The organism is Streptomyces sp. JH002, from assembly GCF_050916115.1.
Classification (GTDB): domain Bacteria; phylum Actinomycetota; class Actinomycetes; order Streptomycetales; family Streptomycetaceae; genus Streptomyces; species Streptomyces xiamenensis.
In genome coordinates, this window is record NZ_CP087989.1 from 5654400 (window position 1) to 5681037 (window position 26638).

Below are 26638 nucleotides of genomic sequence, written 5' to 3' on the forward strand. Positions count from 1 at the left end.
ACGCCCCCGGCCGGCCCCGCCGGGGATCACCCCGCCGGGGCGTTCACCTCGATCGACAGGTCGTTGTCCACCGTGTAGTAGGGAAACACCCGCTGCCCGGCCACCCGGGTGTGCGGATAGACGAAGACCCGCTTGCGCTCGGCCACATCGTCCAGCAGCCGGGAGATCCGGATCCTGGGCGCGGTGGGGGAGGGGAGCCAGAACAGGTCCCAGTAGGCGGCGCGCGGCGGCTCCTCCTCCAGCAGCTCGGTGAGCTCCACCGTGAACACGACGCCGCCGTCGGCATCCGTGCGCGGCTCCACCTCATGCCGCGGTCCGCCCTTGCCGCGGCGCCGCAGCAGCACCCGCGCACCCGGCTCCGGCGCCACCCCCCACCAGCCGGGCCCGCACCGTCAGCGCCCCGTCGGCCAGCCGCAACGCGCCGGCCTCCACATGCCCCTCGCGCCGCCACACCCGCAGCATCAGCCGGCCCTCCTGGCCGGCGTACGGCACCCGTACCGCCAGCGGCCCGGCGCTCTCGGGCGGGGTGCGGTCCACCAGGGCGCGCAGATCCCGTATCCCGGCCGCCACCGGCAGTGCCGGGCCGCCACCGCCGAGACGGACCTCCCAGTGCCCCTCGGCCAGCACCGGCTCGACCGGCAGCAGGGCCCGTACCCGGCCGGGCCGTCCGGGCACCGGGGTCGTCTCCAGGGTCACGTCCGTGGCCTGTTCGCCCGCGCGGGGGCGCGACCGCAGCAGCACCCGCGCCGTGCCGTCCGCGATCCCGCCGGGCAGGTCCAGTTCCACGGTGAAGACCCCGGCCGCGTCCACCGCGCAGTCGGCCACCGGAGTGCCGGTCTCCGAAGCCCCGGCCACGGCCGCAGTGGCCTCCTCGTTCGTCCCGTTCACGCCCATCACCGACCCCTCCGCACCGTCTTCAGGGTGGCGGCGCCCGCCGCCAGTGTCAGATCCCGCACCGCGTGGCCGTGGCTGACCAGCGCCGCGCCGATGCCGCGCCGTGCGCCGCGCGCCCGGCGCGGCGCACCGCCGCGCCGGGCCGCGACCAGGTCCTCGAACATCGCCTCGGCCCGGTCCACCACCGGCACCGGATCGAACCGGGCGGCGTTATCCAGGGCCTGCCGCCCCATGTGCTGCCGCAGGGCCTCGTCCGCCATCAGCCGCTCCAGGCCCGCCGCCAGTGCGTGCGGATCGCCGACCGGTACCAGCAGGCCGTCCACCCCGTCCTCGATGATCTCGCGCGGGCCGTTGGGGCAGTCGGTGGAGACCACCGGGAGCCCGCAGCGCATGGCCTCCACGATGGTCATGCCGAACGACTCGAACTCCGAGGTCATCACGGCGATGGAGCCCTTGACCCACTCCGCCTCCAGCGGGGTGGCCGGCCCCATCAGGAACACCTGGTCATTCAGCGCCAGCTCGTCGATCCGCTGCCGCAGCCGGTCCCGCTCCGGGCCGTGCCCGTAGATCCGCAGCTGCCAGTCGGGGAACCGCTCGGCGAGCAGCGCCCAGGACTCGATCAGCCGGTCGTAGCGCTTGACCCTGTGCAGCCGCCCGGCGGCGATCACCACCCGGGCGCGGCCGTCGGCCGGCGGCAGCACCGGCCGGGGCACGGAGTTCGGCAGCGCCTCGACGCGGACCCGGGGCAGCCGCATCTTGCGGCGGTAGGAGGCGGCGTCGGCCTCGGTGACCGTGGTGATCCCGTCCAGCCGGTGGTAGACACGGCGCATGGCGGTACGCATCCGGGAGGGGTGACTGTCGAGCGTCAGATGCTCCTGGGCCACCTTCACCACCCGGTCCGGGGCCTGCCGCGCCAGGTGGACGTTGAGCCCGGCCCGGGTGCCGATGACCACATCGGCGTCGACGGTGCCGAGCGCGGCGGCGATCCGTTCGTCGGTCAGCTCGCTGTACTGCGCGCGCCGCGTGTCCCCGGAGGGGAAGACGCGGGAGGGCCGGCCGTGCCGGGGGTCCTCCTGCTCGGTGAGCAGATCGACGAGGGCGCGCATCCGCACCCGGGGGTCGAGGGTGAGGTGCGGCCGCTCCCGGTGCCGCAACACCGAGACGATCTCGACGTCGTGCCGTCCGGCCAGCGCCCCCGCGAGGTTGAACGTGGTTCTGATGGTTCCTCCGATTCCATAGCCGTTATGGAGGAGGAAAGAGATCTTCATATCTTCAAAGACAGCCCGGGAATCCGGGAGCGTTGCAGACTTGACCAAAACATGGTGCAAATGGAGCGAATGAACCGCCCGGTCAGGCGATATCGCTCACCGTGACGGACACCGCGACCCGTCCCGTCGCGGCGCCGCCGGCCCCGGCACCGCCCGGCGGCGCCAGCACCTCGGCGACCGCCCCGGTCACCGCCGCCCGTACCGCCCGCGTCACCTCCACCGCCCGGTGGCCGCGCTCCGCCGCCAGCTCGACCCGGATCTCCCAGCTCCCCGCGGTCCGGCCCGGCCGCACCCGGACCCCGGCCGGCCCGCGCCGCGCCCCCGACCCCGCGGGGCGCAGCAGATCCGCCAGGCCAGGCCGCAGGAACGCCACCCCCTCCACGCCGCGTGCCGCCGCGAAGGCCGCCCGTCGCACCCGCTCGGCGATTTCACCGTTCACCATGCGCCACGCCCCCGCTCCCCGTCCGCTTCCTGAAGATCGACGACCACCACGTCCACCGCGTGCACCCGCAGCCCCAGCCGCTCGTCCGCCGCCCGGGCCACCTCGTCCCGCACCGTCGCCGCGAGCGCCGGAATCGTCCAGGACAGGTCCGCCACCACCTCCAGCCGCACCCGCACCGGGCCGCGCGCCACCGAGCCCCGGCCGCCCGCGCCCAGCGGCGCGATCCGGCAGCTCCCGGCCGTGACCCCCGTCAGCGCGTCCACCGCCCTGCGGAACACCTTGGCGGCGGCCGCCTCCACGATCCACGCGTCCTCGTCCGGCTCGCCCAGCGGCAGCGTCCGTCCGGGCCGCAGCTCCATCCGCACGATGTCCATCACCCGGGTCACCGACAGCTCGCGGTGCGGTGCCGCCTCCTGTTCGGCGCGCGAACGCGAGACGACGCCCTCCAGCGCGCGCAGCTCCTCCAGCGCCCGGGCACAGTGCGGACAGTCGCCGGGATGCCCCGCCACCGTCGCGGACCCGCTCTCGGCGTCCTCCCACAGCTCCATCAGGGACCGCCCGCAGGGCAGCAGCTCGTCCTCGGTCTCCTCCGGGGGCCCGTCGTTCAGCGCCATGCCGCCATCGCCTCCGTCAGAGCGCGCCTGGCCCGGAATATCCGGCCGCGCACCGCCTGCTGACTGATCCCGACCGCCTTCGCGATGTCCTCGTACGACAGATCGTGGAACTCCCGCAACACCCAGCATGCCCGCTGTTCGGGGGAGAGGCCCGACAGCGCCTCGCGCAGCGCGTGCACCGCCGCCCCCGTCACGGCCGCCCGCTCGGGCGAGGCGGTGCTCTCCGGCGCGGCCGGTTCCGCCACCGCCTCCAGCGGAGTGAGGGGACGCCGGGCCCGCAGCACGTTCAGGCAGCGATTGGTGACGATGCGGTACATCCAGCTGCCGAACGCCGCCTCCCGCCGGAACTCGGGCAGCCGGCGCCAGGCGCTCACCAGCGCCTCCTGCACCGCGTCCTCCGCCTCGGCGGCACTGCCGAGCAGTTGTTCCGCGAGCCGCAGGAGGACCGGTCCGTGCCGCCGTACCAGCACCTCAAAGGCATCCTCGTCACCTTCTCCCGCCCGCACCGCGAGCAGCGCGTCGTCGTGACCGTCCGACCCGTTCCCTGACACGCACCGCCCCCTTCCGAAAAAAATCCGCCGTGACCGCGTGACGATCCGCCGTGCGCCGTGTCCAACCCGATGTCAGCACGACAACACCGCATGACGGGAAGGTACGCCATGGCAGCCAAGACAGTTTCCCCCACCGCTGTTCCGGCCCCCGCGACCGAGCAGCAGGCGGCGGAGCCCTCGGACGGCACCACCAGCCTCAGCGAGGGCCGCAGCGGGACGCAGGAACCGGCCGCCGAGCGGGGGCAGACCTCCATCGCCGGTGGCGTGGTGGAGAAGATCGCCGGCCTCGCCGCCCGTGAGGTGCCCGGGGTGGCCGCGCTGGGCGGCTCGCTCAGCCGCACGCTCGGCGCCGTACGCGATCGGGTGCCCGGCGGGCGCTCCGGGGTCACCCGCGGGGTGAAGGTGGAGGTCGGGCAGAAGCAGACCGCCGTCGACCTCGACGTGGTCGTCGAGTACGGGGTGCCGATCACCGATGTCGCGCACGAGGTGCGGGAGAACGTCATCGCGGCGGTCGAGCGGATGACCGGCCTCGAGGTCGTCGAGGTGAACCTCTCCATCGTCGATGTGCGGCTGCCCGACGAGGAGGACCCGGACGACGAGGCACGGGTGCGGTGAGCCACGCCAAAAGCCACTGGACGCAACGGACTTCACCGGCCGTGGGCGTCATCGTGGCCGGGCTCGTCGTCTGGATCCTGCACATGGTCCAGGCGGCGGCTCGCCCGGCGCTGCCGGCAGAACACTCAAGCGGAGGGGTAACCGGCAGCGGCAGTACCGCTGAGCTGGTCCTATCCTGCGTACAGTGGGCGTTCGGCGCCCTGATCGAGGCCGTACGACAGGCAGGGTGAACGCGATGCGGGGAGCACGGATCAGGCGGCTCATCCACCGGCGTCCGCCCACATACTGGCGCAAGGCGCTGCGGCGCACGCCGGTGTCGCTGTGGCGCGACGACATCGACCACTGGGCGGCGGCCCTCACGTACTACACGGTGCTCGCGCTCTTTCCCGGGCTGCTGGTCGCGCTGTCGGTGATGAGCCTCACCTGGCCCGGCGCCGCGCCCGAACTGATCGGCCACGTCACGGCGCTGGTGCCGGCCAACTCGCGGGCGGACGTGCACGACGCGCTGCGCGACCTGGCCGACCAGCGCGGCGCGGCCTCCGTACTGATCGTGGTGGCCACGGTCAGCGCCGTCGTCTCGGCGTACAACTATCTGAGCGTCTTCCGGCGGGTGCAGCACGCCATGCACGGCGTGCAGGACAACCGGCCCGCCTGGCGGCACATCCACCGCACGCTGCTCACCGCGCTCGGCCTGCTGGGACTGCTGGTGGTCTCCGCCACCGCGCTGATCCTCACCGGCGGGGCGGTGCGCACCATAGGGCGGGCGCTGGGCACCGGCGAGGCGGTCGCGGCCGGCTGGAGCGCCCTGAAGTGGCCGCTGCTGATGCTGCTGGTGGCCGGCCTCGTGATGATCCTCTTCCACACCGGGCCACCGGCCGGGCGCGCGCCGGGGCGCGGCGTGGCGGGCGGGGTGCTGGCGATGCTGCTGTGGCTGGTGGCCTCGGCCGGCTTCGCGCTGTACGCCTCGCACGTGAGCACCTACAACCGGCTGTACGGACCGCTGGCCGGGGTGATCGTCTTCCTCGTGTGGCTGTGGCTGACCAATCTGTCGCTGCTGGCGGGAGCCCAGTTCAACGCCGAACTGGCCCGGCTGCGCCTACCGCCGGACGGCGAGCCCGGGCTGCCCGCGGCGCCCGCGCGGCAGCCGGGGGACCCGGTGACGGGCTCGCCGCCGCCCACCGCGCACCGGGGCGCACAGCCGTCCTCGGAGATCACCATGGAACTGCCCAGGCCCCCGGTGAACGGCGCGGCCGGGCGCGAGGGCGACGTGCCCGCGCCGCCCCGGGGACCGGCGGCGGGCCCGCCGCCCCCGGCCGGCCACCCGGTGAGGCCCACTCCGGGGCCCCGGTCCGGCGGCACCGCGCGCAGCGACCCCCGGGACGGCACCCCGATACCCCACGGCCGGCCGCCCGCCCGCTGACCCGTGGGGGCCGCGCCGTTCGCGGTGCGGACTACAGGGCGCCCAGCAGCACCGGCAGGGCCCGGCGCAGTTCGCCCGGCCCGTAGCCGCCGGTGTGGGTGCCGGGGTGGAAGTGCGCTTCGACCTGGACGCCCACCGAGATGAGCCGGTCGGTCAGGGCGCGGGCCTCCCTGCTGATGATGGCCTCGGTCACGGACACCACGTTGTCCGGGAGGCGTTCGATCCACTCCTCGGTGCCGGGGATGAAGATCTCGTCCTCCCAGTCCGGGCCCTCCCGTTCGCCCCGGGTACCGTCGCCCGCCGACAGATACACCGGCGTCCCCAGCAGCCCCCGCACGTGGTAGTACGGGTCGCGCGCGATCCAGTTGCGGCGCTGGGCGACGGGGTCGCCCCAGATCGCGAGCGGGTCCACGCCCACCAGCCGGGCTCCCGCCAGCCACACCTCCGGGTGGGCCAGCGGATGGACGGGGCCGCTGAACGCCGCCACCGCGCCGAACATCCCGGGGTTGCGGGACGCGTACGACAGCGCGCCGTACCCGCCCTGCGACTCGCCGGCCACCGCGCGGACCGGGCCCGCCCCGTACTCCCGCTCCATCAGCGGGATCACCTCGCGCAGATGGAAGGTCTCGACGGCCGGCGGGCCGCCGGCGCCGTGGTTCCACCAGTCGGTGCAGAAGCCGAACAGCGGCATCGCGGGCATCACCACCAGCACATCGGCCAGCTCGGGGATGTCCTGGATCGCGAACTCCCCGGTCCACACGTGGTGGTCCCCGTCTCCGCCCGGCAGCAGATAGAGGGTCGGCCAGCGGTCGCCGGGGCGGCGCCGGTCCCAGCCGCGCGGGGTGAGCAGCGCGATCTCGCCCGGACCACCCAGGGCGGGGGAGTCGACGCTCACCTCCACCACCCGGCCGCCCCGGCGCCTCCCCCCGGTGGCCTCGGCGCGGGGTGCTCCGGCGGCGCCCAGCAGGGCGGGGGCGGCGGCGACCGCCGCCGTGCCGGCCAGCAGACCGCGGCGGCTCACAGCAGGGGACATGACGGGCTCCTCGGAGATCGGTGAGACGGGGCGTCCTCAGGGTTATCGGCCGTGCGTGGTGTGCGCCTGAGCGCACGCGCTCCCCGGTCCGCCACCCTTCCGCCCGACAGCGCATCAGGGGGCTTACGGCGTACGCCAGTTGCGCGGGTGAATCCTTCGGTGCCTGCGGACGCTGCCCACCTGGGCCATGCCCGCCCCGGCGATGCCCGATCGGGCAATGGTGGAGATCGGCTCCGCGCCGCACAATGGTGCGGCGATCGCACCGTGGCCGGACAAAGCGGGCGGTCGTGCCGCACAACCGGTTGCCCGAAAGGGAAAAGGCCTTTCCCGTGACATGCCGGCCGCGCCCCACGCGTCCGGCCCCACATCACACCGAGAAAGGTGTTCTCCGTGAGAAAGCGTTTCATGGCCGCTGCCGCGGCCGCCGCGATCGTCACCGGTGGCATCGGCGTTGCCTCCGCCTCCGCGACCCCGTCCCCCACCCCCCTGGTGGCCGTCGCGCAGGACGCCGCCACCGATGGTCAGGACCTGTTCACCGGCCTGTTCTTCGGGATCGGCCCGGTGGCGGACGATCTCGTGGCCGGCGGCCTGTTCGCCGGTGACGACACCGGCGAGTTCGCCCACAACGCGACCGCTGAGGGCCGTGCCGCGATCGCGGAGATCGTCGCCCTGGTCGAGGAGGCGTCCCCGGAGTTCTTCGCGGGCTTCGCCTCCGATGTCCGCAGCGGTGACCCGCGCCTGGTGGAACAGGCGGTCGCCGACGCCGCCGAGGAACTGACCGCGGTCGTCGAGGTCGAGCGGAGCGAGGACTTCGGCTCCGGCGCGCTGTGCATCGTGAACGTCGCCGCCGCCGCGAACGTCGCCGTGGCCCTGAACGTGGCCAGCGTCGCCAACGTCCTCACTCAGGTCAACTTCTGGATCGAGGCCCCGCCGGCCGACGGCGCCGGCCTCTCCCAGGAGGAGGCCGTCGCGCTGCTCACCGCGCAGCTCGCGGCCTGACCTCAGCAGACCGGGCGGGGCACCCCCGGCAGCCACCCGGGGGTGCCCCGCATCTTCCGATCCTCCCCCCACCGGCTTCCCCAGGATGAGAGTTGGCGATGCGACGCACCCCGAACGCGTGGAAGCGGCGGCTGCCTCTCGGCGTCGACGGGCCGCTGACCACCCCCGTTCCCCGGCAGCGGCTGTGGGCGGTGGCCACCGCGTGGGCGCTGGCCGTCCTGTACGTGACGCAGGCCCACCTCCCCGGCAACGTCATCACCCTGCCGGGCCAGCACACCGTGACCCCTGCCGTCCGCTCGATCGCACCCCAGGGCTGGGGTTTCTTCACCAAGTCGCCGCGCGAGATCGAGCTCCAGCCGTACGTCCTGCGCGACGGCGCGTGGGTCAACGCCTCCCTGGCCCCGCACGGCGAGCCACGCCACTGGCTCGGCTTCGACCGGCGCTCCCGCTCCCAGGGCATCGAGATGGCCCTGCTCATCAACGAGGCGCCGGGCCTGACCTGGACCGACTGCGAGCGTGGCGCCCTGGCCGCGTGCCTGGCCTCGGCGCCCCCGCCCGGCCCCGCCGTCAACCGCACCCCCGGCCCCACCCTGTGCGGCACGGTCGCCGTCATCCAGCACAAGCCCGTCCCGTTCGCCTGGCGGGATCTCCTCGCGGGGTCCCACACCCCGGACCGACTCACCGTCCTGGACGTCACATGCTGAGCCGCGTACCCGTTCCCTGGACCAATCTGTACGGTCTCGCCCGTACCCTCATCGCCGCCGGGACGGCGGGCACCCTGCTCTTCTCCGGCACCGACACCCTGTTCCGGCCGGTGGTCGGCACCGGCGACCACCCCGTGTGCCAAGGGGTCTCCGCGGCGGGGGCGTTCTGCCTGGTGCCGCGCGAGCAACTCGGCTGGATCCAGTGGGCCGCCGTGGCCGTCCTGCTGGTGGTGGCCTCCGGCTGGCGGCCCCGGTTCACCGGAGTGCCGCACGCCTACGTCGCCTTCAGCGTGTACACCGGCATCGCGATCGGCGACGGCGGGGACCAGATCGCCGCCGTCCTGGCGCTGCTGCTGGTGCTGCCCACCCTGGGCGACCGCCGCCGCTGGCACTGGCAGCCGCCGGTGGAGGGGGACACGGAGCGCACCGGCTGGGTACTGGCCGGGGCCGGCGCCCTGGTGATGGTCCGCCTCCAGATGTCCTTCCTCTACTTCCAGGCGGCGGTGGCCAAACTCCCGCACGCCGAGTGGGCCGACGGGTCCGCGATGTACTACTGGGGCCACAGCCTCAACTTCGGCGCCCCCGGCTGGCTCCAGCCGCTCGTGCACCCGCTGGTCTCCGCCCCGCTGGGAACGGCGCTGCTCACCTGGGTGCCGCTGGCGATCGAGATCACGCTCGCGGTGACGCTGCTGCTCCCGCAGCGGGTGCGCTGGGGACTGCTGGCCGCCGGCCTCGGCTTCCACGCCTCCATCGCCGTGCTGATGGGCCTGTGGAGCTTCGCCCTGGCGATGTGGGGCGGGGTGCTGCTGCTGTGCGCCCCGCTCGGGGCGCGGCTGTACCGCCGTCAGGCAGGCCCGGTGGAGGAGGAGCCGGTGGAGGAGGGCGGAGGAGGCACCGCCGGTGCCAGGCACTCGCGCACCAGCTCCAGCGTCTCCTCGTCCGACATCCCCGACTCGCGGGCCAGCGCGACCAGGTGATGCCCCGCCTCCAGCAGCCGGGCCCGGGACCGGGGGGCGGCGACGGTCACCACCGCGCCGCGTCCCGGCCGCAGATCGATCAGCCCCTCGGCCTTCAGGTCCTGGTAGCCCTTGAGCACCGTGTGCATGTTGATGCCCAGCGAGCGGGCCACGTCCCGGGCCGCCGGGAGCCGGTCGCCGGTGCGCAGTTCACCGGCGGTCAGAGCCCGCCGAACCGAGGCCGCGATCTGCGCGGACAGCGGCCGGGAGGACGCCGGATCGATGCGGATCAACATGGTCAGCCCTTGCGTCCGGCGCGTTGGGCGAGCAGATCGCCGAGCAGTGCCGCGGCGGTGTGCGCGTCGTCCACCACCACGACGAACCACTTGTCGTTGGCCTGCCGCACCCACAGCGCCTCGCCGGAGCGCACCGCGAAGCCGCGGCGGCCGGCCGAGATCCGGTAACCCCAGCCGCCCAGGTCCTTGAGCGGGCTGGTGTGCCGTACTTCCACGGACCGGATGCGCTCCAGCGGAACGCCCAGCCGGGGGACGCCGAGCAGCGCGGGCCGGATGAAGAGGCCGGCCGCGCCGGCGCTCACCCGTACCCGGGTCATCAGGGACAGGAGCACCGCGGTGGCCAGCAGGGCGCCCCACGCCCCGGGGCCGGAGCCGCTGGCCGCGGTGAACACGGCGGAGACCACCAGTGCCGCCTGCAGGCCGGTCAGCGGCCACGAGTGCACGGTGCGCTGCCACACCACGCGCTCGCCGGGACGCAGTCCCAGGGTGCTGGTACGCGGCGAGGTGTCGGAACCGGGACCGCCGGGGGCCGGCTCCCGGCTGGGGAGCACCGGTCCCAGCGCGGCGGCCAGGAGCGCGCCGCCCGCCGCGACGGCCAGGTGCCACAGCGGGAACCGTACGTCGGCGGCCCGGTCGGCTGCGGCGTTGGCCAGCAGCAGCGCGGTGAACAGATAGCCGAGCGCGACGGTGGAGGACAACGAGGCCGCGTACAGGGCACGGGCGGAGAAGGTGGCGGTGCGGGCGAGCCAGGCGCTGACCCCTGCCCAGATGGCCGGCACCGCTATGGCCACGCCGACCAGGACGGCGGGGTGGGCGAAGCCGTCCGGCTCGCCGCCGCTGAGGCGGGTCGCGACCCGTTCCGGCAGCCGGGACCACACGGCGGCGGACACGGCGGCGATCACCACGGCCGCGAGGAACGGCGGTCCGGCGGCGAGCAGCGGGTAGCCGCGTCGGCCGTGGCCGGGAGGGGCCGCGGATGTCATCGCGCTCATGGTGCCTCCAGTGCGGAACAGGGGCGAACAATTTGTTCGCATCATGCTAGAACAAGTCCGCCCGGGCGGGGAAGGGACGTGATGTGCGTCACGGGGAGAGACGGCCTGGAACAGGGGAGATGAACAGGTGTTTGGATACGGTGCACCGCACCGGCCCATGAATTCCAAGAGGAGAGCCACGTGTACCCACCATCCGCGGGGGACCTTCGGGAGAGCGGCAGCCGACAACCCGACTTCGCCTTACTGACGAAGCGTGAGGCCGAAGTCATGGCCCTGCTCGCCAGCGGTCAGCCCAACCGCGCCCTGGCCAGAGAACTCGGCATCTCGGAACGCACCGTACGGGCGCACATCACCAGCCTCACCCGGAAACTCGGCATCCCGACCCGGATCGAGGCCGCGCTGCTCGCCTTCCAGTACCAGGACACCCTGACCGCCCACTGACCCGGGCGGCCGGGACGCTTCACGCCGGCGCAGACGGCCGTCGTCCCCGGTGGCGGCCGTCTCCCGGCTCCAGCGGCGGCGAGGTGATCGCGCAGTGCATGGTGCACTCGGGGCGGCGCACCGGAGCGCCGCCGGGCAGCGCCTCAAGCGTGGCCGGCATCAGCAGCCAGGACACCACGCCACCCACCGCCATCAGCCCCGCGCAGATCCACGCCGCCCTGCCGAAGGCGCTGTTCACATCGGTGGCCGACCGGTACTCATCGGTGGACAGACCGATCGCCAGCGGCAGCGCCGCCACCGCCAGCAACTGCGCCACCCGCGCCGCCGCGTTGTTCACCCCGCTGGCGATGCCCGCCCGCCGCACCTCCAGCGAGGCCAGCACGGTCGCGGTCAGCGGCGCCACGAACAGGCTCATCCCCAGACCCTGCACCAGCACGGCCGGAAACACGGCGTGCCAGTAGCCGCTGCCCGGCTCCACCCGGTGCAGCAACAGCAGCCCCACCGCCGCCACCAGCGGCCCCACCGTCAGCGGCAGGCGCGGCCCGATCCGCTGCGCCAGCGCCCCGGCCGGCCCCGACAGCGCCGTCATCAGCAGCGTGATGGGCAAGGTGGCGATCCCCGCCGCGAACGCGTCGTAGCCGAGCCCGTTCTGCAACTGCACCGGCAACAGGAAGAACACCCCGCCGATCGCCCCGTACAGACACAGCGTCACCCCGTTGGTGCCGGTGAACAGCCGGGAGCGGAAGATCCCCAGCGGCAGCATCGGACGCGCCGCGCGCCGCTCCCGCACCACGAACGCCACCCCCACCAGCACCCCGCCGGCAGCCACCGCCAGCGCCGTGGCCGCCCCCGCCGACGGCGCGGCGATCAGCGCGTAGGTCACCGCCCCCAGCGCCACCGCGGCCAGCCCCGCGCCGAGCACGTCGAAGCGCCCCGCCGCCTCCCAGTCCCGGCTCTCCGGGACGCCCCTGGCGAGCACCAGGACCACCAGCGCGAGCGGCAGATTGATCAGGAAGATCCACCGCCACCCCGGGCCGTCCACCAGCCAGCCGCCCAGGAACGGACCGAACGCGATCGCCACCCCGCCCAGACCCGACCACAGCCCCACCGCCTTCGCCCGCTCCTCGGGCCGGAAGGAGGACTGGATCAGCGCCAGCGAACCCGGCGTCAGCAGCGCCCCGCCCACCCCCTGCAACGCCCGCGCCAGCACCAGCGAGCCACCGTTGGGCGCGATCCCGCACAGCAGCGAGGCCACCGTGAACCACACCACCCCCCACACGAACACCCGGCGCCGCCCGTAGCGGTCCCCGAGCCCGCCGCCCAGCAGGATCAGCCCGGCCAGGGTGAGCATGTACGCGTTCAGCGTCCACTGGAGCGTGGCCAGCGGGGCGCCGAGCCCTTCACCGATCCGGGGCAGCGCCACCGCGACGATGGTGCCGTCCAGCATCGCCATCCCGGACCCGAGCACAGCGGCGGCCAGCACCCGGCGCCCGCCCGGGCTCGACGTGCTCAGGCCCTCCGCAGGTGCGTTCATGGCGGAAGGCTCGCACGGCCGGCACCGGTACGGGCGCAGGCGCGGGTGGTGCGCTCAGTGTCCCCGGGCGATCCACTCCGCCAGTTGGGGGGCCTCGGCGCCGATGGTGGTCCCGTCCCCGTGACCGGTGCGCACCGCCGTCCCGGCCGGCAGGGTCAGCAGCCGGTCCCGGATCGAGTCGATGATCGTCGGGAAGTGCGAGAACGACCGTCCGGTGGCGCCGGGACCGCCCGCGAAGAGCGTGTCACCGGTGAAGACGGTGCCCAGCCCCGGCGCGTACAGACACACCGCGCCGGGCGCGTGCCCCGGCGTGTGCAGCACCGTCAGCTCCGTGCCGGCCACCGCGATCCGCTCGCCGTCCGCCAGCTCGCCGTCCGGCAGCCGGTCGGGGTGGGTCTGCTTCCACAGCGGCAGATCCTCCGGATGCAGCAGTATCGGCGCTCCGGTGGCGGCTGCCAGGGCCGGTGCCGCGTCGATGTGGTCGTTGTGCGCGTGGGTGCACACGATGGCGCGCAGCGTACGGTCGCCGAGCGCCGCCCGGATCGCGTCCGCGTCGTGGGCGGCGTCGATGACGACCGCCTCGTGGTCGTCGCCCACGATCCACACGTTGTTGTCGACGTCCCAGGTGCCGCCGTCCAGCGAGAACGTGCCCGAGGTGACGAGGTGGTCGATCCGCGCCATCACAGCACCACCACGGAACGCAGCACGTCGCCCGCGTGCATCCGGTCGAACGCCGCCTCGACCTGGTCCAGCGCGATGGTCTCGGTGACGAACGCGTCCAGCGGCAGCCGGCCCTGCAGATGCAGATCGATGAGCATCGGGAAGTCCCGCGAGGGCAGACAGTCGCCGTACCAGGAGGACTTCAGCGCGCCCCCGCGCCCGAAGACGTCCAGCAGCGGCAGCTCCAGCTTCATCTCCGGAGTGGGCACCCCGACCAGCACCACCGTGCCGGCCAGGTCGCGGGCGTAGAACGCCTGCCGGTACGTCTCGGGGCGGCCCACCGCCTCGATCACCACATCGGCGCCGTGCCCGCCGGTCAGCTCGCGGATGGCCTCCACGGGGTCGGTCTCGCGGGAGTTCACGGTGTGGGTGGCGCCCAGCGTGCGGGCGGTCTCCAGCTTGCGGTCGTCGATGTCCACCGCGATGATCTTCGCCGCGCCGGCCAGCAGGGAACCGGCGACGGCCGCGTCCCCCACCCCGCCGCAGCCGATGACGGCCACGCTGTCGCCCCGGCCCACCTGGCCGGTGTTGATGGCGGCGCCGATGCCGGCCATCACCCCGCAACCCAGCAGCCCGGCCACGGCGGGGGAGACGGCCGGATCCACCTTGGTGCACTGCCCGGCGGCCACCAGCGTCTTCTCGGCGAACGCCCCGATGCCCAGCGCCGGCGACAGCTCGGTGCCGTCGGTCAGGGTCATCTTCTGCTTGGCGTTGTGGGTGTTGAAGCAGTACCAGGGCCGGCCGCGCTCACACGCCCGGCACTGGCCGCACACCGCACGCCAGTTCAGGACGACGAAGTCACCGGGGGCGACCTCGCTCACCCCCTCGCCGACCGATTCCACGACACCCGCCGCCTCGTGCCCCAGCAGGAAGGGGAACTCGTCGTTGATGCCGCCCTGCTTGTAGTGCAGGTCGGTGTGACACACCCCGCACGCCTGCACCCGCACCACGGCCTCACCCGGGCCGGGGTCGGGGATCACGATGGTCTCGACCCGCACCGGCTGGTCCTTGCCCGGTGCGATGACACCGCGTACTTCCTGCGCCATGAATGCAGACCTCTCGTCGGCGGGCTCGTTGATGATGATGCGGGTGCAGCGTAGGCCAAACCGGGCGGCTTCGTGTCGTTGCCCGGCGCCCACCGGGGGCCGGTCCGCGCGCTCACGGCGGTGGCAGCGGCAGGGCCCCTCGTCAGCACGTCGTGGACGGCGCCGGCCCGGTGGCACGGCAGCCGTCCCGGCCCCCGGCGGGCGTCGGCCGGGACCTCGCGGTCACCCCCGCGGATCACGCCCTGTACGGGGGCGGTACTCAGGACAGCTGTTCCTCACCGTTCGCCGCCCGCAGCCGTCCGACCACGCGCGTGCCCCCGTACACCGGCGCCTCGGCGAACGGTTCCAGCACCGCGGAATCGATTCCGCAGCGCAGCAGGGCGGCGGCCGTCGCCGGCATCCTGGCCCGGTCCGTACCGGCGGCGATCTTCACGGCCACCGCGTGGCCGTCGGGCAGCGCCGCGATCTGCACGCCCTCGAACCCGTCCTTGGCCAGCAGCCCCGGGACCGCCTCCATCAGCGCCGTGACATCGCGTCCGGCCCCGGCGACCATCCCCGGATGCGCGCGCATCGCGTCCGCCACCCGCCGCCCGGGCGTGCCCGGCGCCGCGGTGACCAGCGCGGCGGCGGCCCGGGCCAGACCGCGCAGCGAGGTGGCGAACAGCGGCGCGCCGCAGCCGTCCGCCGTCACCGCCGCCACCGGCACCCCGGTGAGCCGCTCCACCTCCGCGGCCAGCGCCCGCTGCAGGGGATGCTCCGGATCCGGATAGTCATCGGTGGACCAGCCGCGCCCGCGGGCGGTCAGCAGCATGGCGGCGTGCTTGCCCGAGCAGTTCTGGGCGATCCGGGACGGCCCGTGGCCCTCGCGCAGCAGGCGCTCCCGCGCGTCCTGCCCGTACGGCAGATCGGGCACGTTGCGCAGCGCGTCCTCGCCGAACCCGCCCCGCTCCAGGATCCGGCGCGCCCCGGCCAGATGCCGCGGTTCACCGGAATGGCTGGCGGCGGCGAGCGCCAGCAACTCGCCCTCCAGCGGCAGCCCGGCCCGCACCATGCCCGCCGCCTGTACCGGCTTGAGCGCGGAGCGCGGATATATCGCCGCGTCGATGTCCCCGGCGGCGTGCACGACATCCCCGGCCGGGTCGAGTACCACCACCGAGCCGTGGTGGACACCCTCGATGATCCCGGCCCGCTCCAGCAGCACCAGCGGCACATGCGCCGGGAGCCGGACCGGGGGAGTGGTGGTGTGCCCTGTCCTCATGCCTGACCTTCCTGTCCCGCGGTGTCCGGCACCGCGCCCATCCGTACGCCGGTGACCCGGCCCCGTACCGCGTACCAGCCCGCCACCAGCGCCGCGGCGATCAGCGGCAGGCACAGCACGGTGGTCCGCCCGGGCCCCTCGCCGTCGGCGGCCATCAGCACCGGCACCGCGGCCAGGAAGGCGAGCGTGACCAGCTGGGTGAACGGGGCGCCGGGCAGCCGGTAGCCGGGCCGGGTCAGTTCGCCGCGCCGTGTCTTCCGCCAGAACAGCAGATGACAGACCATGATCAGCCCCCAGGTGGCCAGGATGCCGATGGCGGCGAAGTTCAGCACGATCTCGAAGGCGTCCTCGGGCACGACCGCGTTCAGCCCCACCCCGAGCACGCACACGCCCGAGGTCAGCAGGATGCCGCCGTAGGGCACCTGGTTGCGGTTCATCACCCCGGTGAAGCGGGGTGCCGAGGCGGACTTCGCCATCGAGCGCAGGATGCGGCCGGTGGAGTAGAGACCGGAGTTCAGCGAGGACAGGGCGGCGGTGAGCACCACGAGGTTCATCACGCCGCCCGCCGCCGGGATGCCGACGTTGGACAGCACCGTGACGAAGGGACTCTCCCCGGCCGTGTACGCGTCCCAGGGCAGCAGCATGGCCAGCAGCAGCACCGAGCCGACGTAGAACAGCGCGATCCGCCACATGATGGAGTTGATCGCGCGCGGCACGACCTTGTGCGGGTCCTTGGTCTCCCCGGCGGTGATGCCGACCATCTCCACCGAGGCGTACGCGAAGACCACGCCCTGGACGATCAGCAGCATCGGCAGCAGACCGGCCGGAAGGACCCCGCCGTTGTCCGTGATGAGCCCGGGCCCGCCGGTGTGGCCGTCCACCGCGTGCCGGGTGGTCAGCAAGAAGACGCCGATCGCCATGAAGGCGACCAGGGCACCGACCTTGACGATCGCGAACCAGAACTCCAGCTCGCCGAAGATCCGCACCGAGATGAGATTGACGGACAGCACCACCAGCAGCGCGACCAGCGCCAGCGCCCACTGCGGGACATCGGTGAACATGCCCCAGTAGTGCGTGTACAGGGCGACCGCCGTGATGTCGACGACGCCGGTGGTGGCCCAGTTCAGGAAGTACATCCAGCCCGCGACGAAGGCGCCCTTCTCGCCGAGGAACTCCCGCGCGTAGGACACGAAGGCCCCGGAGGAGGGCCGGTACAGCACCAGTTCGCCCAGCGCCCGCACCACCATGAACGCGAACATGCCGCACACCGCGTAGACGAGGGCCAGCGAGGGCCCGGCATCGGCGAGCCGGCCCCCCGCGCCCAGGAACAGGCCGGTGCCGATCGCGCCGCCGATGGCGATCATGTTCACGTGCCGGGGGGCCAGCGCCTTGCTGTACCCCTCGTCGCCCGCGTCGGTGACCTGACCGGCGGCGGGCTCCGTACGGACGCCCGCCTCGGGGTTCTCGCTCACGGCCGGCGCTCGCCTTCGGGGGGCCCGGGGCGCACGAGGGAAGCCAGGGAGGCCTCGACCCGGTCGAGATGGTGCGCCATGGCGGCGACGGCGTCGTCGTGGGAACCGTCGATCAAGGCCCGGACGATCGCCCGGTGTTCCCGGTTGGAATGCTCGCGGCGGCCGGCCGGCTCGGTGAGGAACGCGGACTGCCCGGCCAGGGCCTCCCGGATCTCCTCGATCACCTTCCGGAACACCGGATTGCGCGCGGCCCGGGCCACCCCGAGATGGAACAGGGTGTCCATCGCCACCCAGGCGGTGGTGTCCGACTCCCGCTCCATGCGCTCCAGCAGCCGGCTCAGGTGATCGAGATCCTCGGCGGTCCGCCGCTGGGCGGCGTACCCGGCCATCGGCAACTCGACGTGCCGCCGAACCTCCAGCAGATCGGCGGCCGTGCAGTCCCCGAAGGTGGCGTCCACCGGCCCCCGGGAGATCACGAAGGTCCCCTTGCCGGTACGGGAAGCGGTCAGCCCCATCACCTGGAGCGCCCGCAACGCCTCCCGCAGCACCGGCCGGCTGACCTCCAGCCGCCGGCACAGCTCGGCCTCCGAGGGCAGCTTGTCGCCGACCGCGTACGCGCCCCCCTCTATGGCGCCCCGGAGATGGGTGAGCACGGCTTCCATGGCCCCGACCCGGCGCGGCACGGCGGCGCCCGCCGGGCTGTCTGACAGGTTCACGTGAAGGATCCTGTCAGACAGCCGGACAGCACTGTCAAGCGGCAGCGCCCGGTCATATGCCCATAACCCGGCAAAGAAGCCCCCTCGCCGTCGCCCCCCGTCCCGCGCTGATCTCCCAGCGGCCCACGGTCGCCGCGTGGTCGCCGCGCTGCAGCTCACCCGCGCCGAACCGACGACCCCGGCCCAGGGCACATAATGCAGCGGTGAGGAATGACGGTCCGATACCGCTGTCGGCGGGGGACATACCCGAGGGAACGCGGGATTGGCGTACGCGGGACGCGGAACGCTGGCTCGCCGTCCGGGCCGCGCGGTGGGCATGGCCGGTGTGGGCGGTCCTGGCGCTGGTCGCCACCGCGGTGTGGGCCACCGCCTCCGTGCCGGAACCGGCCTGCACCGACGCCGTGCCCTGCGGGCCCGAGTGGTGGGGCTTCGGGCTCTTCGGGGCGGGACTGCTGACGCTCTACGCCCTGTGCCTGCATCCCGCCCTCGCCCTCGTCGCACTGGGCCCCGTGCTCGCCCTGGTCCTGCTGGAGCCGGCGGCGCTCGGCGATGCCGGGGACCTGCCGCGCCTGGCGGTGGCGGCAGCCGGTCTGTTCGGGTACGCCGGGCTGCACCACCGCCGCGACGTACGGCGGCGGCAGGGTGCGGTGGCCGCCGAGGCGTCGGCCGGGATACGGCACCGGGCGCCGCTGGGACCCGTACCGCTGGGCGGCGGCCGGATCGCCCTGGTCGTGGGCGTTCTGCTGCTCACCCTCGCCGCGGGCGCGCTGTGGCAGGCACTGCGCGGCATCGACCGGGACGCGAACCGGGCCGCCGCAGCCACCACCGTGTCGGCCGAGGTGACCGACCGGGGTGCGGACACCATCACCGTCACCCTGCCCGGCGGTGACAGCCGTACCCTGGCCGTCACCTATCCCGAGGACTACGCCGAGGGCGCCACCATCGGCGTGCTCGTCGACGGTGACTGGGCGCGCACCGTCGCCGAACCGTACGACCCCTTCGGCTGGCAACTGCTCCTGCTCGGCGCCGCCCTGCCCGGCAGCATCGCGCTGCTGCACCGCGCCGCCGCCCGCCGCCGTACCGCCGCCCTGATGAGCGGACCGCAGCCGGTGCTGCGGGTGCTCGCCGCCGAGGGCAAGGACGACAGCCGCACCTACGTCCACGCGGCCGACGACCACGCCGGTTCACAGCCGCTGTTCAGCTTCTACGGCTGGCCCGAGCCGGCCCCGGAGGACACCGACCCGCAGGTCATCGCCGAGGAGGTGAAGGGCGCCCTGCGCGGCAGCGAGGCGGGCGTGCTGCGCGAGGCCGTGCTGTACGGGACGCCGCACGCGGGCGCCGGGGTGGCCGTGGTCATGGCGGGCGAGCACAGCGTCACCGTCGAACGCTCCGTCACCGGCGCCCGCCCCGAAACAGCCCCGGCCACGGCGGGCCCGCGCTCCACCGCGCGCCGCCCCGCGCCGCGCCGCCCGGTGCGGCGCACCCCCTCGGCGGCCGAGACGGCCGCCGGCATGACCCCCGGCGGCGCACCGCTCGCCTGGCGGGCCGGCGCCGTCTCCCGCGCGGTCGGACTGTTCCTGCTGCTGTTCAACGGCGGCTGCCTGTGGCTGGTGCTGCACGACGGCATCGGGTGGAACTGGCTGCTGCTGTTCGGCCTGCCCAGCTCCGTCAACATGACGGTGTGCGCCCTCAACTGGCGCATCACCGCCGACCGCGACGGCCTGTGGGTCACTGGCCCCTGGCGCGTGCACCGGATCCCCTGGGAGCAGTTGGCGTCGGTGCGCTCCGAAGGGGACGGCCTGCGCTTCCGGGTCGGCGGCCGCCGCGAGATCTCCCTACCCGTCACCGGCCTGCGTCCCCTGGAACACCGGCTGCACGGCACCTCCCGCGCCGAGACCGCCAGGAACGAGATCAGGGCCCTGGACACCCATCCCGCCCTGCGCCCGGACCGGGAGGCCACCGCGAAAGAACAGGGCTTCCCCCTCGGCCCGGTGATCGCCGTCCTGATCGCCGCCTGGTCGGCGCTGGTCTATCTGCTCTGAACCACGACGGATTCCGCGCGTCGCGATGAGTTCCGGGTCCGGGGGTGGTCAACCCTGTGAGGGTTCACCACCGGACCGGCAAGGAAGGCGTGAGTCATGGCGGAGCAGAAGATCACCGCGTGTCTGTGGTTCGAGCGCGACGCGGAGGAGGCCGTACAGCACTACCTCGCCGTCTTCGGCGGCGACGCCCGCGTGGTGGCGGAGCAGCGGTACACCGAGGCCGGGCCGGGCGAGCCGGGGTCCATGCTGACCCAGACGTTCGAGCTGGCCGGGCAGCGGTTCATGGCGCTCAACGGCGGGCCGCACGACACCTTCAACGACGCGATCTCGCTGTCCGTGGAGTGCGCCGACCAGGCGGAGGTCGACCGGCTGTGGGCCGCGCTGTCCGAGGGCGGGGAGGAACGGGACTGCGGCTGGGTCAGGGACCGCTACGGGGTCTCCTGGCAGATCGTGCCCCGGGACCTGCCCGAGCTGATCGCCGACCCCGACCCCGTCAAGGCCGACCGGGTGATGCGGGCGATGTTCACCATGAAGAAGCTCGACATCCAGGCGCTGCGCGACGCCCACGCCGGGGCCTGAGCGGGTAGCGGCATCCTCGACCCCGGCCGGGCGATCCGCGCGTCAGCGGGACGCGAGCCGGTCGTACTCGGCCCGGGTGAGCGGCAGTACGGTTCCGTGACGCGGCGAGGCGGGCAACTGGTAGCCGGTGGACGGGACCCACTGCCCCGAGGCGAGATCGGTGGTCTCGAACGGCACATAGCCGCGGCCACCGAACTCGTCGATGAACAGGTACCACTTCTCCTCGGTGTTGGACTTGAACACGGTGGGCCCCTCGCCCCGGGCGATCGACCGGCTGCCGATGCACTCGGCGATGAACTCCCACGAGGTGGAACGCAGTTCGCGGGTGCGCTCGGCCACGATGAACTTGCCGCACGGGTTGGCGGCGCTGGTGTCCCGCTCGTCCTTCGTGAAGCGGTAGTAGTGGCCGTCGTGCGCGATGACGGTGGAGTCGATCACCGAGTGCCCCGGATCGCTCCACACCCGCGGCTCGCCGAAGGTGACGAAGTCCCGGGTCGTGGCGTACATCATGCGGTGGTGGGTGTTCCCGGTGTGGTCCGGGTCGTCCCGCGCGTACAGCTTCGACGCCCAGAACACCACGAACTCGCCGCGCTGCTCGTCCCAGTACGCCTCCGGCGCCCAGGTGTTGCCCGCGGTGTCCGGGGCCACCCGCGCCGCGCGCTGCGCCGACCAGTTCACCAGGTCGGTGGACTCCCACACCATGATGTCCAGGCTGCCGTGCCGCTGCGCGCGGTCCCAGTCGCCGTTGCCGTGGATGCGCAGGTCGGTGGCGATCAGATAGAAGCGGTCGCCCTCCGGCGCCCGGATGATGAACGGATCGCGGACCCCGCGCTCGCCGAGCGACGACGTGAGAACGGGGCGCCCGCCGTTCAGCTCCCGCCAGTGCAGCGGGTCGTTGCCCTGGCTGAGCGCCATCCGCACCTGCTCGCCGTCGGCGCTGTCCTCGCCCGTGAAGTAGACGAACAGATAGCCCGCGTACTCCAGCTGTGCCCGCTCCCGCTCGCCGTCCCGCGCCCGTTCCGTGCTTCCGGCCGGTCCCGTGAACACCCCTGCCAGCAACGCCATCACTCCGATCAGTACGCCCGCCGTCCGTCGCATGCGCCCACCTCTCCGTTGAGATGTTTACGTAAACGCCAGCCGCTGAGCAGTATGACGCCCCCGGCCGTGCGGTCAATCCCGTCCGTACGCCGCAGACCGATGACCACGTGCCGCGACCGGGCCGGGGCGACCGGGCCCGTGCGCGGGCCGCCCAGGGTCGGAAACGGGCATGGACGGTCGGGGCCCCGGACCCGTGGCGGGGCGACGGCGGGCCCCGTACGCCTGTGATGTGCCACGCGTCACACGCGAGACCCGGAACTCCGCGCCACCGGCGCCCGACTCGTTGATCGTCCGCCCCGCACCGAGGAGTCCTGGATGTCCGCAGAACCCGAGACCGTGGCCGCGCCCCCGCCGCCCGCCGGCCCCCGCCGCGGCTGGCCGGCCCTGCGCCCGCTGCTGCTGCGACTGCACTTCTACGCCGGGGTGTTCGTCGCCCCCTTCCTCTTGGTGGCCGCGTTCTCCGGGCTGTTGTACGCCGGTTCGTTCCAGGCGGAGCGGATCGTCTACGCCGAGCAGCTGCGCGTTCCGGCGGGGGAGGCCGAACTCCCCCTCACCGAGCAGATAGCCGCCGCCCGCGCCGCCCACCCGGAGGGCGAACTGAACGCGGTACGCCCCTCCCCGGAGTCCGGCGCCACCACCCGGGTGCTGCTGTCCGGGGTGGACGGCATCGCCGCCGACCACACCCTGGCGGTGTTCGTCGACCCGTACACCGGGGAGGTGCGCGGCGCGCTCGAACAGTACGGCTCCACCGGGGCGTTGCCGCTGCGCACCTGGATCGACAAGTTCCACCGCGATCTGCACCTGGGGGAGACCGGCCGGCTGTACGGCGAACTCGCCGCCAGCTGGCTGGGGGTGATCGCGGTCGCCGGCCTGGCGCTGTGGTTCACCCGCCGCCGCTCCGCGCGCACGGTGCGCGGCACCACCGGCCGGCGCCGGGTGCTGGGGGTGCACGGCACGGTCGGCGCGTGGTGCGCGGTCGGCCTGATCTTCCTGTCCGCGACCGGCCTGACCTGGTCGACCTACGCCGGACAGAACATCACCGAACTGCGCACCTCGCTGGGTCAGGAGACCCCGGTGGTCGATGCCGGGGCGGCCGGCGGCGGTGGCGAGCACGCGGAGCACGGGCAGGGGGACGGCGGACACCAGCACGACCATGGCGCGGACGGGGCGACGCCCGGCGGCGTGAACCTGGACATCGTGCTCGCCGCCGCCCGGTCCCAGGGGCTGACGAACCCGGTGGAGATCCTCCCGCCGGCCGACGCCGAATCCGCCTATGTGGTCCGGCAGATCCAGCGCAGCTGGCCGGAGAAACAGGACGCGGTCGCCGTCGACCCCTCCACCGGCGCCGTCACCGACGTGGTGCGGTTCGCCGACTTCCCGGTGCTGGCCAAGCTGTCGCGCTGGGGCATCGATCTGCACACCGGCGTCCTGTTCGGCCTGCCCAACCAGATCCTGCTGGCCGCGCTCGCCCTGTCGGTCATCGTCCTGATCGTGTGGGGCTACCGGATGTGGTGGCTGCGCGGCCGTGGCACCGCGTTCGGCCGTCCGCTGCCGCGCGGCGCCTGGCGTCAGGTGCCGCCCGCCATCGGCGTTCCGCTGATCGCGGTGACCGTCCTCGTGGGCTGGTTCGTCCCGCTGCTGGGCATCTCGCTGCTGGTGTTCCTGGTCATCGACATCGCGCTCGGTGCCCTCCGGCGCCACCGTGCCGGGCGCCGCGCGACGGTGGGCGCGGACCCCGGCTGAGGGCCGGTCGGGCCGTTACGCGGCGGCCTCCGGTAGCCACCCGCGGCGCCGCTCTGACATCGTTTCGACCGGTCGCGGCCGTCCACGGGCGGAGGCCGCGCGGAACCCGAGGAGCGATGTGCCACTCGACCCCTTCCTCGCCGCGAAGCGACGGTCTGCGCCGGTACGACCCGGCGGACCCCGAGGCCGGGCGGCAGTTCGAGGCGTTCTTCCGCGACCCGGCGCCCTGGCCGGAACCCGAGGCCGACACCGAGGAGCACACGGTGTCCGGGCCGCACGGGCCGATCCCGGTACGCGTCTACCGGCCGCGCGGCCGGCGGCCGGGCCGCGCGCTGCTGTGGCTGCACGGCGGCGGGTTCCGGGCCGGTGATCTGGACATGCCCGAGGCCCACCTGGTCTCCGCCGAACTCGCCGCCCGCGCGGGCGCGCTGGTGGTCTCCGTGGGCTACCGGCTCGCCGTGGACGGCGTCCGCTACCCGGTCCCGGTCGACGACGTCCGCGCCGCCTGGCGTTGGCTGACCGGGCCCGAAGCGCCCACGTACACGGGGCGGCCATCCCTCGGCGGCGCCAGCGCGGGCGCCGCCCTCGCGCTGTCGGCCGCGATCGGGCTGCGCGACGACGGGTCGGCACCGCCCGCCGCGCTGCTGCTCGCGTACCCCTTCGCGCACTTCCCGGTCCCCGTGCTGGACGACGACACGGCGGCGCTGATGCGCGAACTGCCCCCGATCCTGCGGTTCGGCACCGAGTCGATCGAGGACATGGTGCGGAACTACGTGGGCCGGATCACCGAACTGCCTCCGGCCGCGATGCCCGGCGCGGCCCGCCTGACCGGCCTGCCGCCCACGGGCATCGTCCTGTCCGAACTGGATGACCTGCGGCCCTCGGGCGAACTGCTCGCCCGTCAGCTGACCGAGTCCGGCGTTCCCACCCGCACCTGTCTGGCGGCCGGCATGCTGCACGGCCATCTCAACCGCACCCCGTCGCTGGACGAGGTCGACCGTTCCCTCACCTTCTTCGCGACCCTTCTGGCCGGCTGACCCGTCCGGTGTGTGCCGCGCCCGGCCCGCTTGCGTAAGCTGCCCTCCACCGGCCCGGCCGACCGGGAGCGGACGGCGCGAGGCGTACGGGGACCGGCCTTCGCGGCACGGCGGGCGCGCGGTCCCGGGCGGTGATGAGGATGGCGGGCGGAACGCGACGGGCCGAACAGGTCAGCGCGACCCGGGACGCGCTGCTGACCGCGGCGGAACGGCTGTTCGCCGAACGCGGGGTGCACGCGGTCGCGCACCGGCAGATCAGCGAGGCCGCCGGGCAGGGCAACAACGCGGCCGTCAGCTACCACTTCGGCACCAAGGACGAGCTGATCCGCGCGCTCGCGCGCCGGCACGCGGAGCGGATGGAACGCATCCGGGTCCGGCTGATGGCCGGCCTGGACGATTCCGCCGGGCTGCGGGAGTGGGTCACCTGCTTCGTGCGCACGCTCACCGACCACCTGGAGTCGATGGGCGGCGGCCCCACCTGGTACGCCCGCTTCATCGCCCAGGTCACCGCGGATCCCGCGCTGTACGCGCTGGTGGCGGAGGAGACCCTGGCCGTCTCGCCCTCGCTGACCCGCCTGCACGCGGGCATGAACGGCGCGCTGCCCGAACTGGCCGCCGGGGTGCGCGCCGAACGCGCCGCCATGACCCGCCATCTGATCGTCCAGATGGCCGTGGAGCGAGAACGCGCCCTCGCCACGAACGCCCCCACGGCGCACGCCTCCTGGCGGGACATGGCAACGGGTCTGATCGACGTGATCGTCGCGCTGTGGCAGGCGCCCGTCACCCGGATGGATGAAATTAAAGCGAACGCTTGATGAGTGGTCCTGGCGGGTGTTTCGCTGGGGGAGCGGGCACAGCGACGCACCGGCTCACAGGCTCACAGGAGAGCGATATGACCCCAGCAGGCCACGCGACCCAGCCACCGCTCATCGAGGACCACCACAGCCCCGAGGACTTTCCGATGGCCAGGGCGGCCCGCTGCCCCTTCGACCCGCCCCCGGCCCTGGCCGCCATGCAGCGGCGCGCCCGGTTCGAGCGGGTCAGGCTGTGGGACGGCAGCACCCCGTGGCTCGTCACCCGCTACGCGGACCAGCGCGCCCTGCTGCTCGACCGGCGGGTCAGCGCCAACCCGTTCACCCCCGGCTATCCGCTGCCGACACCGATGACCGGCCGGTCCTCCTTCAGCTTCATCCTGCGGGATGACCCCGAACACGCCCGGCTGCGACGGATGGTGCAGGCCCCCTTCACCATCAAACGTGTCGAGGCGATGCGGCCCGCCGTCCAGCGGATCGTCGACGACCGGATCGACGCGCTGCTCGCCGGCCCCCGCCCCGTCGATCTGGTCCGGGCCTTCGCGCTGCCGGTGCCCTCCCTGGTGATCTGCGAACTGCTCGGCGTGCCGTACACGGACCACGCGTTCTTCCAGGAGCACAGCGCCGTCCTCCTCAGGAGGGACGTGGACCCGGCGCTGCGCTCGGCCGCCCACGAGGAACTGACCCGCTACCTGGACGATCTGATGGGCCGCAAGGCGGCGGCCCCGGCCGATGACCTGCTGTCCGGCCTGGTCTCCCGGGTGGAATCGGGTGAACTGACCCGCCAGGAGGCCGCCCAGATGGGCGTGCTGCTGCTGGTGGCCGGCCACGAGACGACCGCCAACATGATCGCGCTCGGCACCGCCGCGCTGCTCGAACACCCGGAGCAGCTGGCCCTGTTGCGCGAGAGCGACGATCCGGTCCTGATCACCTCCGCGGTGGAGGAGCTGCTGCGCTATCTCAACATCACCCACACCGGGCGGCGCCGGGCGGTGCTGGAGGACATCGAGATCGCCGGCGTGACCCTGCGCGCCGGTGAGGGCATCATCTGCTCCAACGACATCGCCAACCGCGACCCGGACGCCTTCACCGACCCCGACGACCTGGACCTGGCCCGCGGCGACGCGCGCCGGCACGTCGCCTTCGGCTTCGGGGTGCACCAGTGCCTGGGCCAGCCCCTGGCCCGCCTGGAACTCCAGGTCGTCTGCGGCACGCTGTACCGCAGGATCCCCACCCTCCGGCTCGCCGGGGACGGCGGCGTCGGCGATCTCCCCTTCAAGCACGACGGTGCCGTGTACGGCGTGTACGAGCTGCCCGTGACCTGGTGACCGTCCCGGCGGCGACCGGTCAGCCGCA

The 26638-nt window shown here is 73.7% G+C and carries 26 protein-coding genes and 2 pseudogenes; 12 read left to right on the forward strand and 16 right to left on the reverse strand.

Annotated elements, in window-relative coordinates; all coding sequences use genetic code 11:
* Nucleotides 1-26: 26 nt before the first annotated feature.
* The 6 genes from H7827_RS25920 to H7827_RS25945 all read right to left on the reverse strand — a co-directional run bounded on the left by H7827_RS25920 (nt 27) and on the right by H7827_RS25945 (nt 3769).
* Entirely contained in the window at nt 27-344 is a 318-nt protein-coding gene (locus H7827_RS25920; protein WP_432747532.1) for a hypothetical protein, read from the reverse strand.
* Complete coding sequence (locus H7827_RS25925; protein ID WP_432747533.1) at nt 304-894, reverse strand: hypothetical protein; 591 nt, start codon at nt 892-894, stop codon at nt 304-306. The genes H7827_RS25920 and H7827_RS25925 overlap by 41 nt, the downstream gene beginning before the upstream one ends.
* Nucleotides 894-2162: a glycosyltransferase family 4 protein gene (locus H7827_RS25930; protein ID WP_432747534.1), complete on the reverse strand. Its 1269-nt coding sequence runs from the start codon at nt 2160-2162 to the stop codon at nt 894-896. Before H7827_RS25930 ends, H7827_RS25925 begins: the two co-directional genes overlap by 1 nt.
* 82 nt (nt 2163-2244) lie before the next feature.
* Nucleotides 2245-2604 carry an Asp23/Gls24 family envelope stress response protein gene (locus tag H7827_RS25935; RefSeq protein ID WP_432747535.1) on the reverse strand — a complete coding sequence of 120 codons (360 nt, stop codon included), beginning with the start codon at nt 2602-2604 and terminating at the stop codon, nt 2245-2247.
* The gene (locus tag H7827_RS25940) at nt 2598-3218 is read right to left on the reverse strand and encodes a hypothetical protein (protein WP_432747536.1); all 621 of its coding nucleotides are present in this window, start codon (nt 3216-3218) and stop codon (nt 2598-2600) included. The genes H7827_RS25935 and H7827_RS25940 overlap by 7 nt, the downstream gene beginning before the upstream one ends.
* Nucleotides 3209-3769, reverse strand: coding sequence for an RNA polymerase sigma factor (locus H7827_RS25945; protein ID WP_432747537.1), 561 nt, complete (start codon nt 3767-3769; stop codon nt 3209-3211). The genes H7827_RS25940 and H7827_RS25945 overlap by 10 nt, the downstream gene beginning before the upstream one ends.
* Before the next feature lie 108 nt (nt 3770-3877).
* On the opposite strand from H7827_RS25945, the gene H7827_RS25950 reads away from it, so the two are divergent.
* Together H7827_RS25950 and H7827_RS25955 are read left to right on the forward strand one after the other, a co-directional pair.
* Nucleotides 3878-4384: an Asp23/Gls24 family envelope stress response protein gene (locus H7827_RS25950; RefSeq protein WP_046722851.1), complete on the forward strand. Its 507-nt coding sequence runs from the start codon at nt 3878-3880 to the stop codon at nt 4382-4384.
* Between the two features lie 235 nt (nt 4385-4619).
* Nucleotides 4620-5804, forward strand: a complete 1185-nt coding sequence (locus H7827_RS25955; protein ID WP_432747538.1) for a YihY/virulence factor BrkB family protein — start codon at nt 4620-4622, stop codon at nt 5802-5804.
* A gap of 31 nt (nt 5805-5835) precedes the next feature.
* Here the strand turns inward: H7827_RS25955 and H7827_RS25960 are convergent, their stop codons facing one another.
* On the reverse strand, nt 5836-6837 hold the full coding sequence (locus H7827_RS25960) for an alpha/beta hydrolase (protein WP_432747539.1): 1002 nt from the start codon (nt 6835-6837) through the stop codon (nt 5836-5838).
* A gap of 390 nt (nt 6838-7227) precedes the next feature.
* On the opposite strand from H7827_RS25960, the gene H7827_RS25965 reads away from it, so the two are divergent.
* From H7827_RS25965 to H7827_RS25975, 3 genes and pseudogenes are all read left to right on the forward strand, one after another.
* Nucleotides 7228-7836 (forward strand): hypothetical protein, encoded by a 609-nt coding sequence (locus tag H7827_RS25965; protein WP_432747540.1) that lies wholly within the window; start codon nt 7228-7230, stop codon nt 7834-7836.
* A gap of 98 nt (nt 7837-7934) precedes the next feature.
* Entirely contained in the window at nt 7935-8540 is a 606-nt protein-coding gene (locus tag H7827_RS25970; protein ID WP_432747541.1) for an SdpA family antimicrobial peptide system protein, read from the forward strand.
* Nucleotides 8534-9304 (forward strand): annotated as a pseudogene (locus H7827_RS25975) (sporulation-delaying protein SdpB family protein); the annotation flags it as partial. The gene H7827_RS25970 and the pseudogene H7827_RS25975, both read left to right, overlap by 7 nt.
* Before the next feature lie 80 nt (nt 9305-9384).
* On the opposite strand, the gene H7827_RS25980 reads toward H7827_RS25975, so the two are convergent.
* Both H7827_RS25980 and H7827_RS25985 read right to left on the reverse strand, forming a co-directional pair.
* Nucleotides 9385-9792: a GntR family transcriptional regulator gene (locus tag H7827_RS25980; protein WP_432747542.1), complete on the reverse strand. Its 408-nt coding sequence runs from the start codon at nt 9790-9792 to the stop codon at nt 9385-9387.
* A gap of 2 nt (nt 9793-9794) precedes the next feature.
* The gene (locus tag H7827_RS25985) at nt 9795-10775 is read right to left on the reverse strand and encodes a DUF1648 domain-containing protein (RefSeq protein ID WP_432747543.1); all 981 of its coding nucleotides are present in this window, start codon (nt 10773-10775) and stop codon (nt 9795-9797) included.
* Nucleotides 10776-10964: 189 nt separating this feature from the next.
* Between H7827_RS25985 and H7827_RS25990 the strand changes: the two genes are divergently transcribed.
* A complete protein-coding gene (locus H7827_RS25990; protein ID WP_386541832.1) occupies nt 10965-11225 on the forward strand; it encodes a response regulator transcription factor in 261 nt (86 codons plus the stop codon).
* A 19-nt stretch (nt 11226-11244) separates the two neighbouring features.
* Here the strand turns inward: H7827_RS25990 and H7827_RS25995 are convergent, their stop codons facing one another.
* From H7827_RS25995 to H7827_RS26020, 6 genes are all read right to left on the reverse strand, one after another.
* On the reverse strand, nt 11245-12759 hold the full coding sequence (locus H7827_RS25995; protein ID WP_432747544.1) for an MFS transporter: 1515 nt from the start codon (nt 12757-12759) through the stop codon (nt 11245-11247).
* A gap of 54 nt (nt 12760-12813) precedes the next feature.
* A complete protein-coding gene (locus H7827_RS26000; RefSeq protein ID WP_432747545.1) occupies nt 12814-13443 on the reverse strand; it encodes an MBL fold metallo-hydrolase in 630 nt (209 codons plus the stop codon).
* Nucleotides 13440-14525, reverse strand: a complete 1086-nt coding sequence (locus tag H7827_RS26005; RefSeq protein ID WP_432747546.1) for an S-(hydroxymethyl)mycothiol dehydrogenase — start codon at nt 14523-14525, stop codon at nt 13440-13442. Before H7827_RS26005 ends, H7827_RS26000 begins: the two co-directional genes overlap by 4 nt.
* Nucleotides 14526-14784: 259 nt before the next feature.
* Nucleotides 14785-15783, reverse strand: a complete 999-nt coding sequence (locus H7827_RS26010) for an asparaginase (protein ID WP_432747547.1) — start codon at nt 15781-15783, stop codon at nt 14785-14787.
* Nucleotides 15780-17255 (reverse strand): amino acid permease, encoded by a 1476-nt coding sequence (locus tag H7827_RS26015; protein ID WP_432747548.1) that lies wholly within the window; start codon nt 17253-17255, stop codon nt 15780-15782. The genes H7827_RS26010 and H7827_RS26015 overlap by 4 nt, the downstream gene beginning before the upstream one ends.
* The gene (locus tag H7827_RS26020; RefSeq protein WP_432747549.1) at nt 17252-17971 is read right to left on the reverse strand and encodes a FadR/GntR family transcriptional regulator; all 720 of its coding nucleotides are present in this window, start codon (nt 17969-17971) and stop codon (nt 17252-17254) included. The genes H7827_RS26015 and H7827_RS26020 overlap by 4 nt, the downstream gene beginning before the upstream one ends.
* A 203-nt stretch (nt 17972-18174) precedes the next feature.
* Here H7827_RS26020 and H7827_RS26025 point away from each other — a divergent pair, with 203 nt between their 5' ends.
* Both H7827_RS26025 and H7827_RS26030 read left to right on the forward strand, forming a co-directional pair.
* Entirely contained in the window at nt 18175-20013 is a 1839-nt protein-coding gene (locus H7827_RS26025; protein WP_432747550.1) for a hypothetical protein, read from the forward strand.
* Between the two features lie 96 nt (nt 20014-20109).
* The gene (locus tag H7827_RS26030; protein WP_432747551.1) at nt 20110-20592 is read left to right on the forward strand and encodes a VOC family protein; all 483 of its coding nucleotides are present in this window, start codon (nt 20110-20112) and stop codon (nt 20590-20592) included.
* A gap of 54 nt (nt 20593-20646) precedes the next feature.
* On the opposite strand, the pseudogene H7827_RS26035 reads toward H7827_RS26030, so the two are convergent.
* Nucleotides 20647-21690, reverse strand: a pseudogene (locus H7827_RS26035) (glycoside hydrolase family 43 protein); the annotation flags it as partial.
* Between the two features lie 315 nt (nt 21691-22005).
* Between H7827_RS26035 and H7827_RS26040 the strand changes: the two are divergent.
* The 4 genes from H7827_RS26040 (at nt 22006) to H7827_RS26055 (ending at nt 26610) form a co-directional block, all read left to right on the forward strand.
* Complete coding sequence (locus H7827_RS26040) at nt 22006-23433, forward strand: PepSY-associated TM helix domain-containing protein (protein WP_432747553.1); 1428 nt, start codon at nt 22006-22008, stop codon at nt 23431-23433.
* A gap of 116 nt (nt 23434-23549) precedes the next feature.
* The gene (locus tag H7827_RS26045; protein ID WP_432747554.1) at nt 23550-24470 is read left to right on the forward strand and encodes an alpha/beta hydrolase fold domain-containing protein; all 921 of its coding nucleotides are present in this window, start codon (nt 23550-23552) and stop codon (nt 24468-24470) included.
* Nucleotides 24471-24610: 140 nt separating this feature from the next.
* Nucleotides 24611-25285 (forward strand): TetR family transcriptional regulator, encoded by a 675-nt coding sequence (locus H7827_RS26050; protein WP_432747555.1) that lies wholly within the window; start codon nt 24611-24613, stop codon nt 25283-25285.
* Nucleotides 25286-25362: 77 nt separating this feature from the next.
* A complete protein-coding gene (locus tag H7827_RS26055; RefSeq protein ID WP_386541632.1) occupies nt 25363-26610 on the forward strand; it encodes a cytochrome P450 in 1248 nt (415 codons plus the stop codon).
* Nucleotides 26611-26638 lie beyond the last annotated feature (28 nt).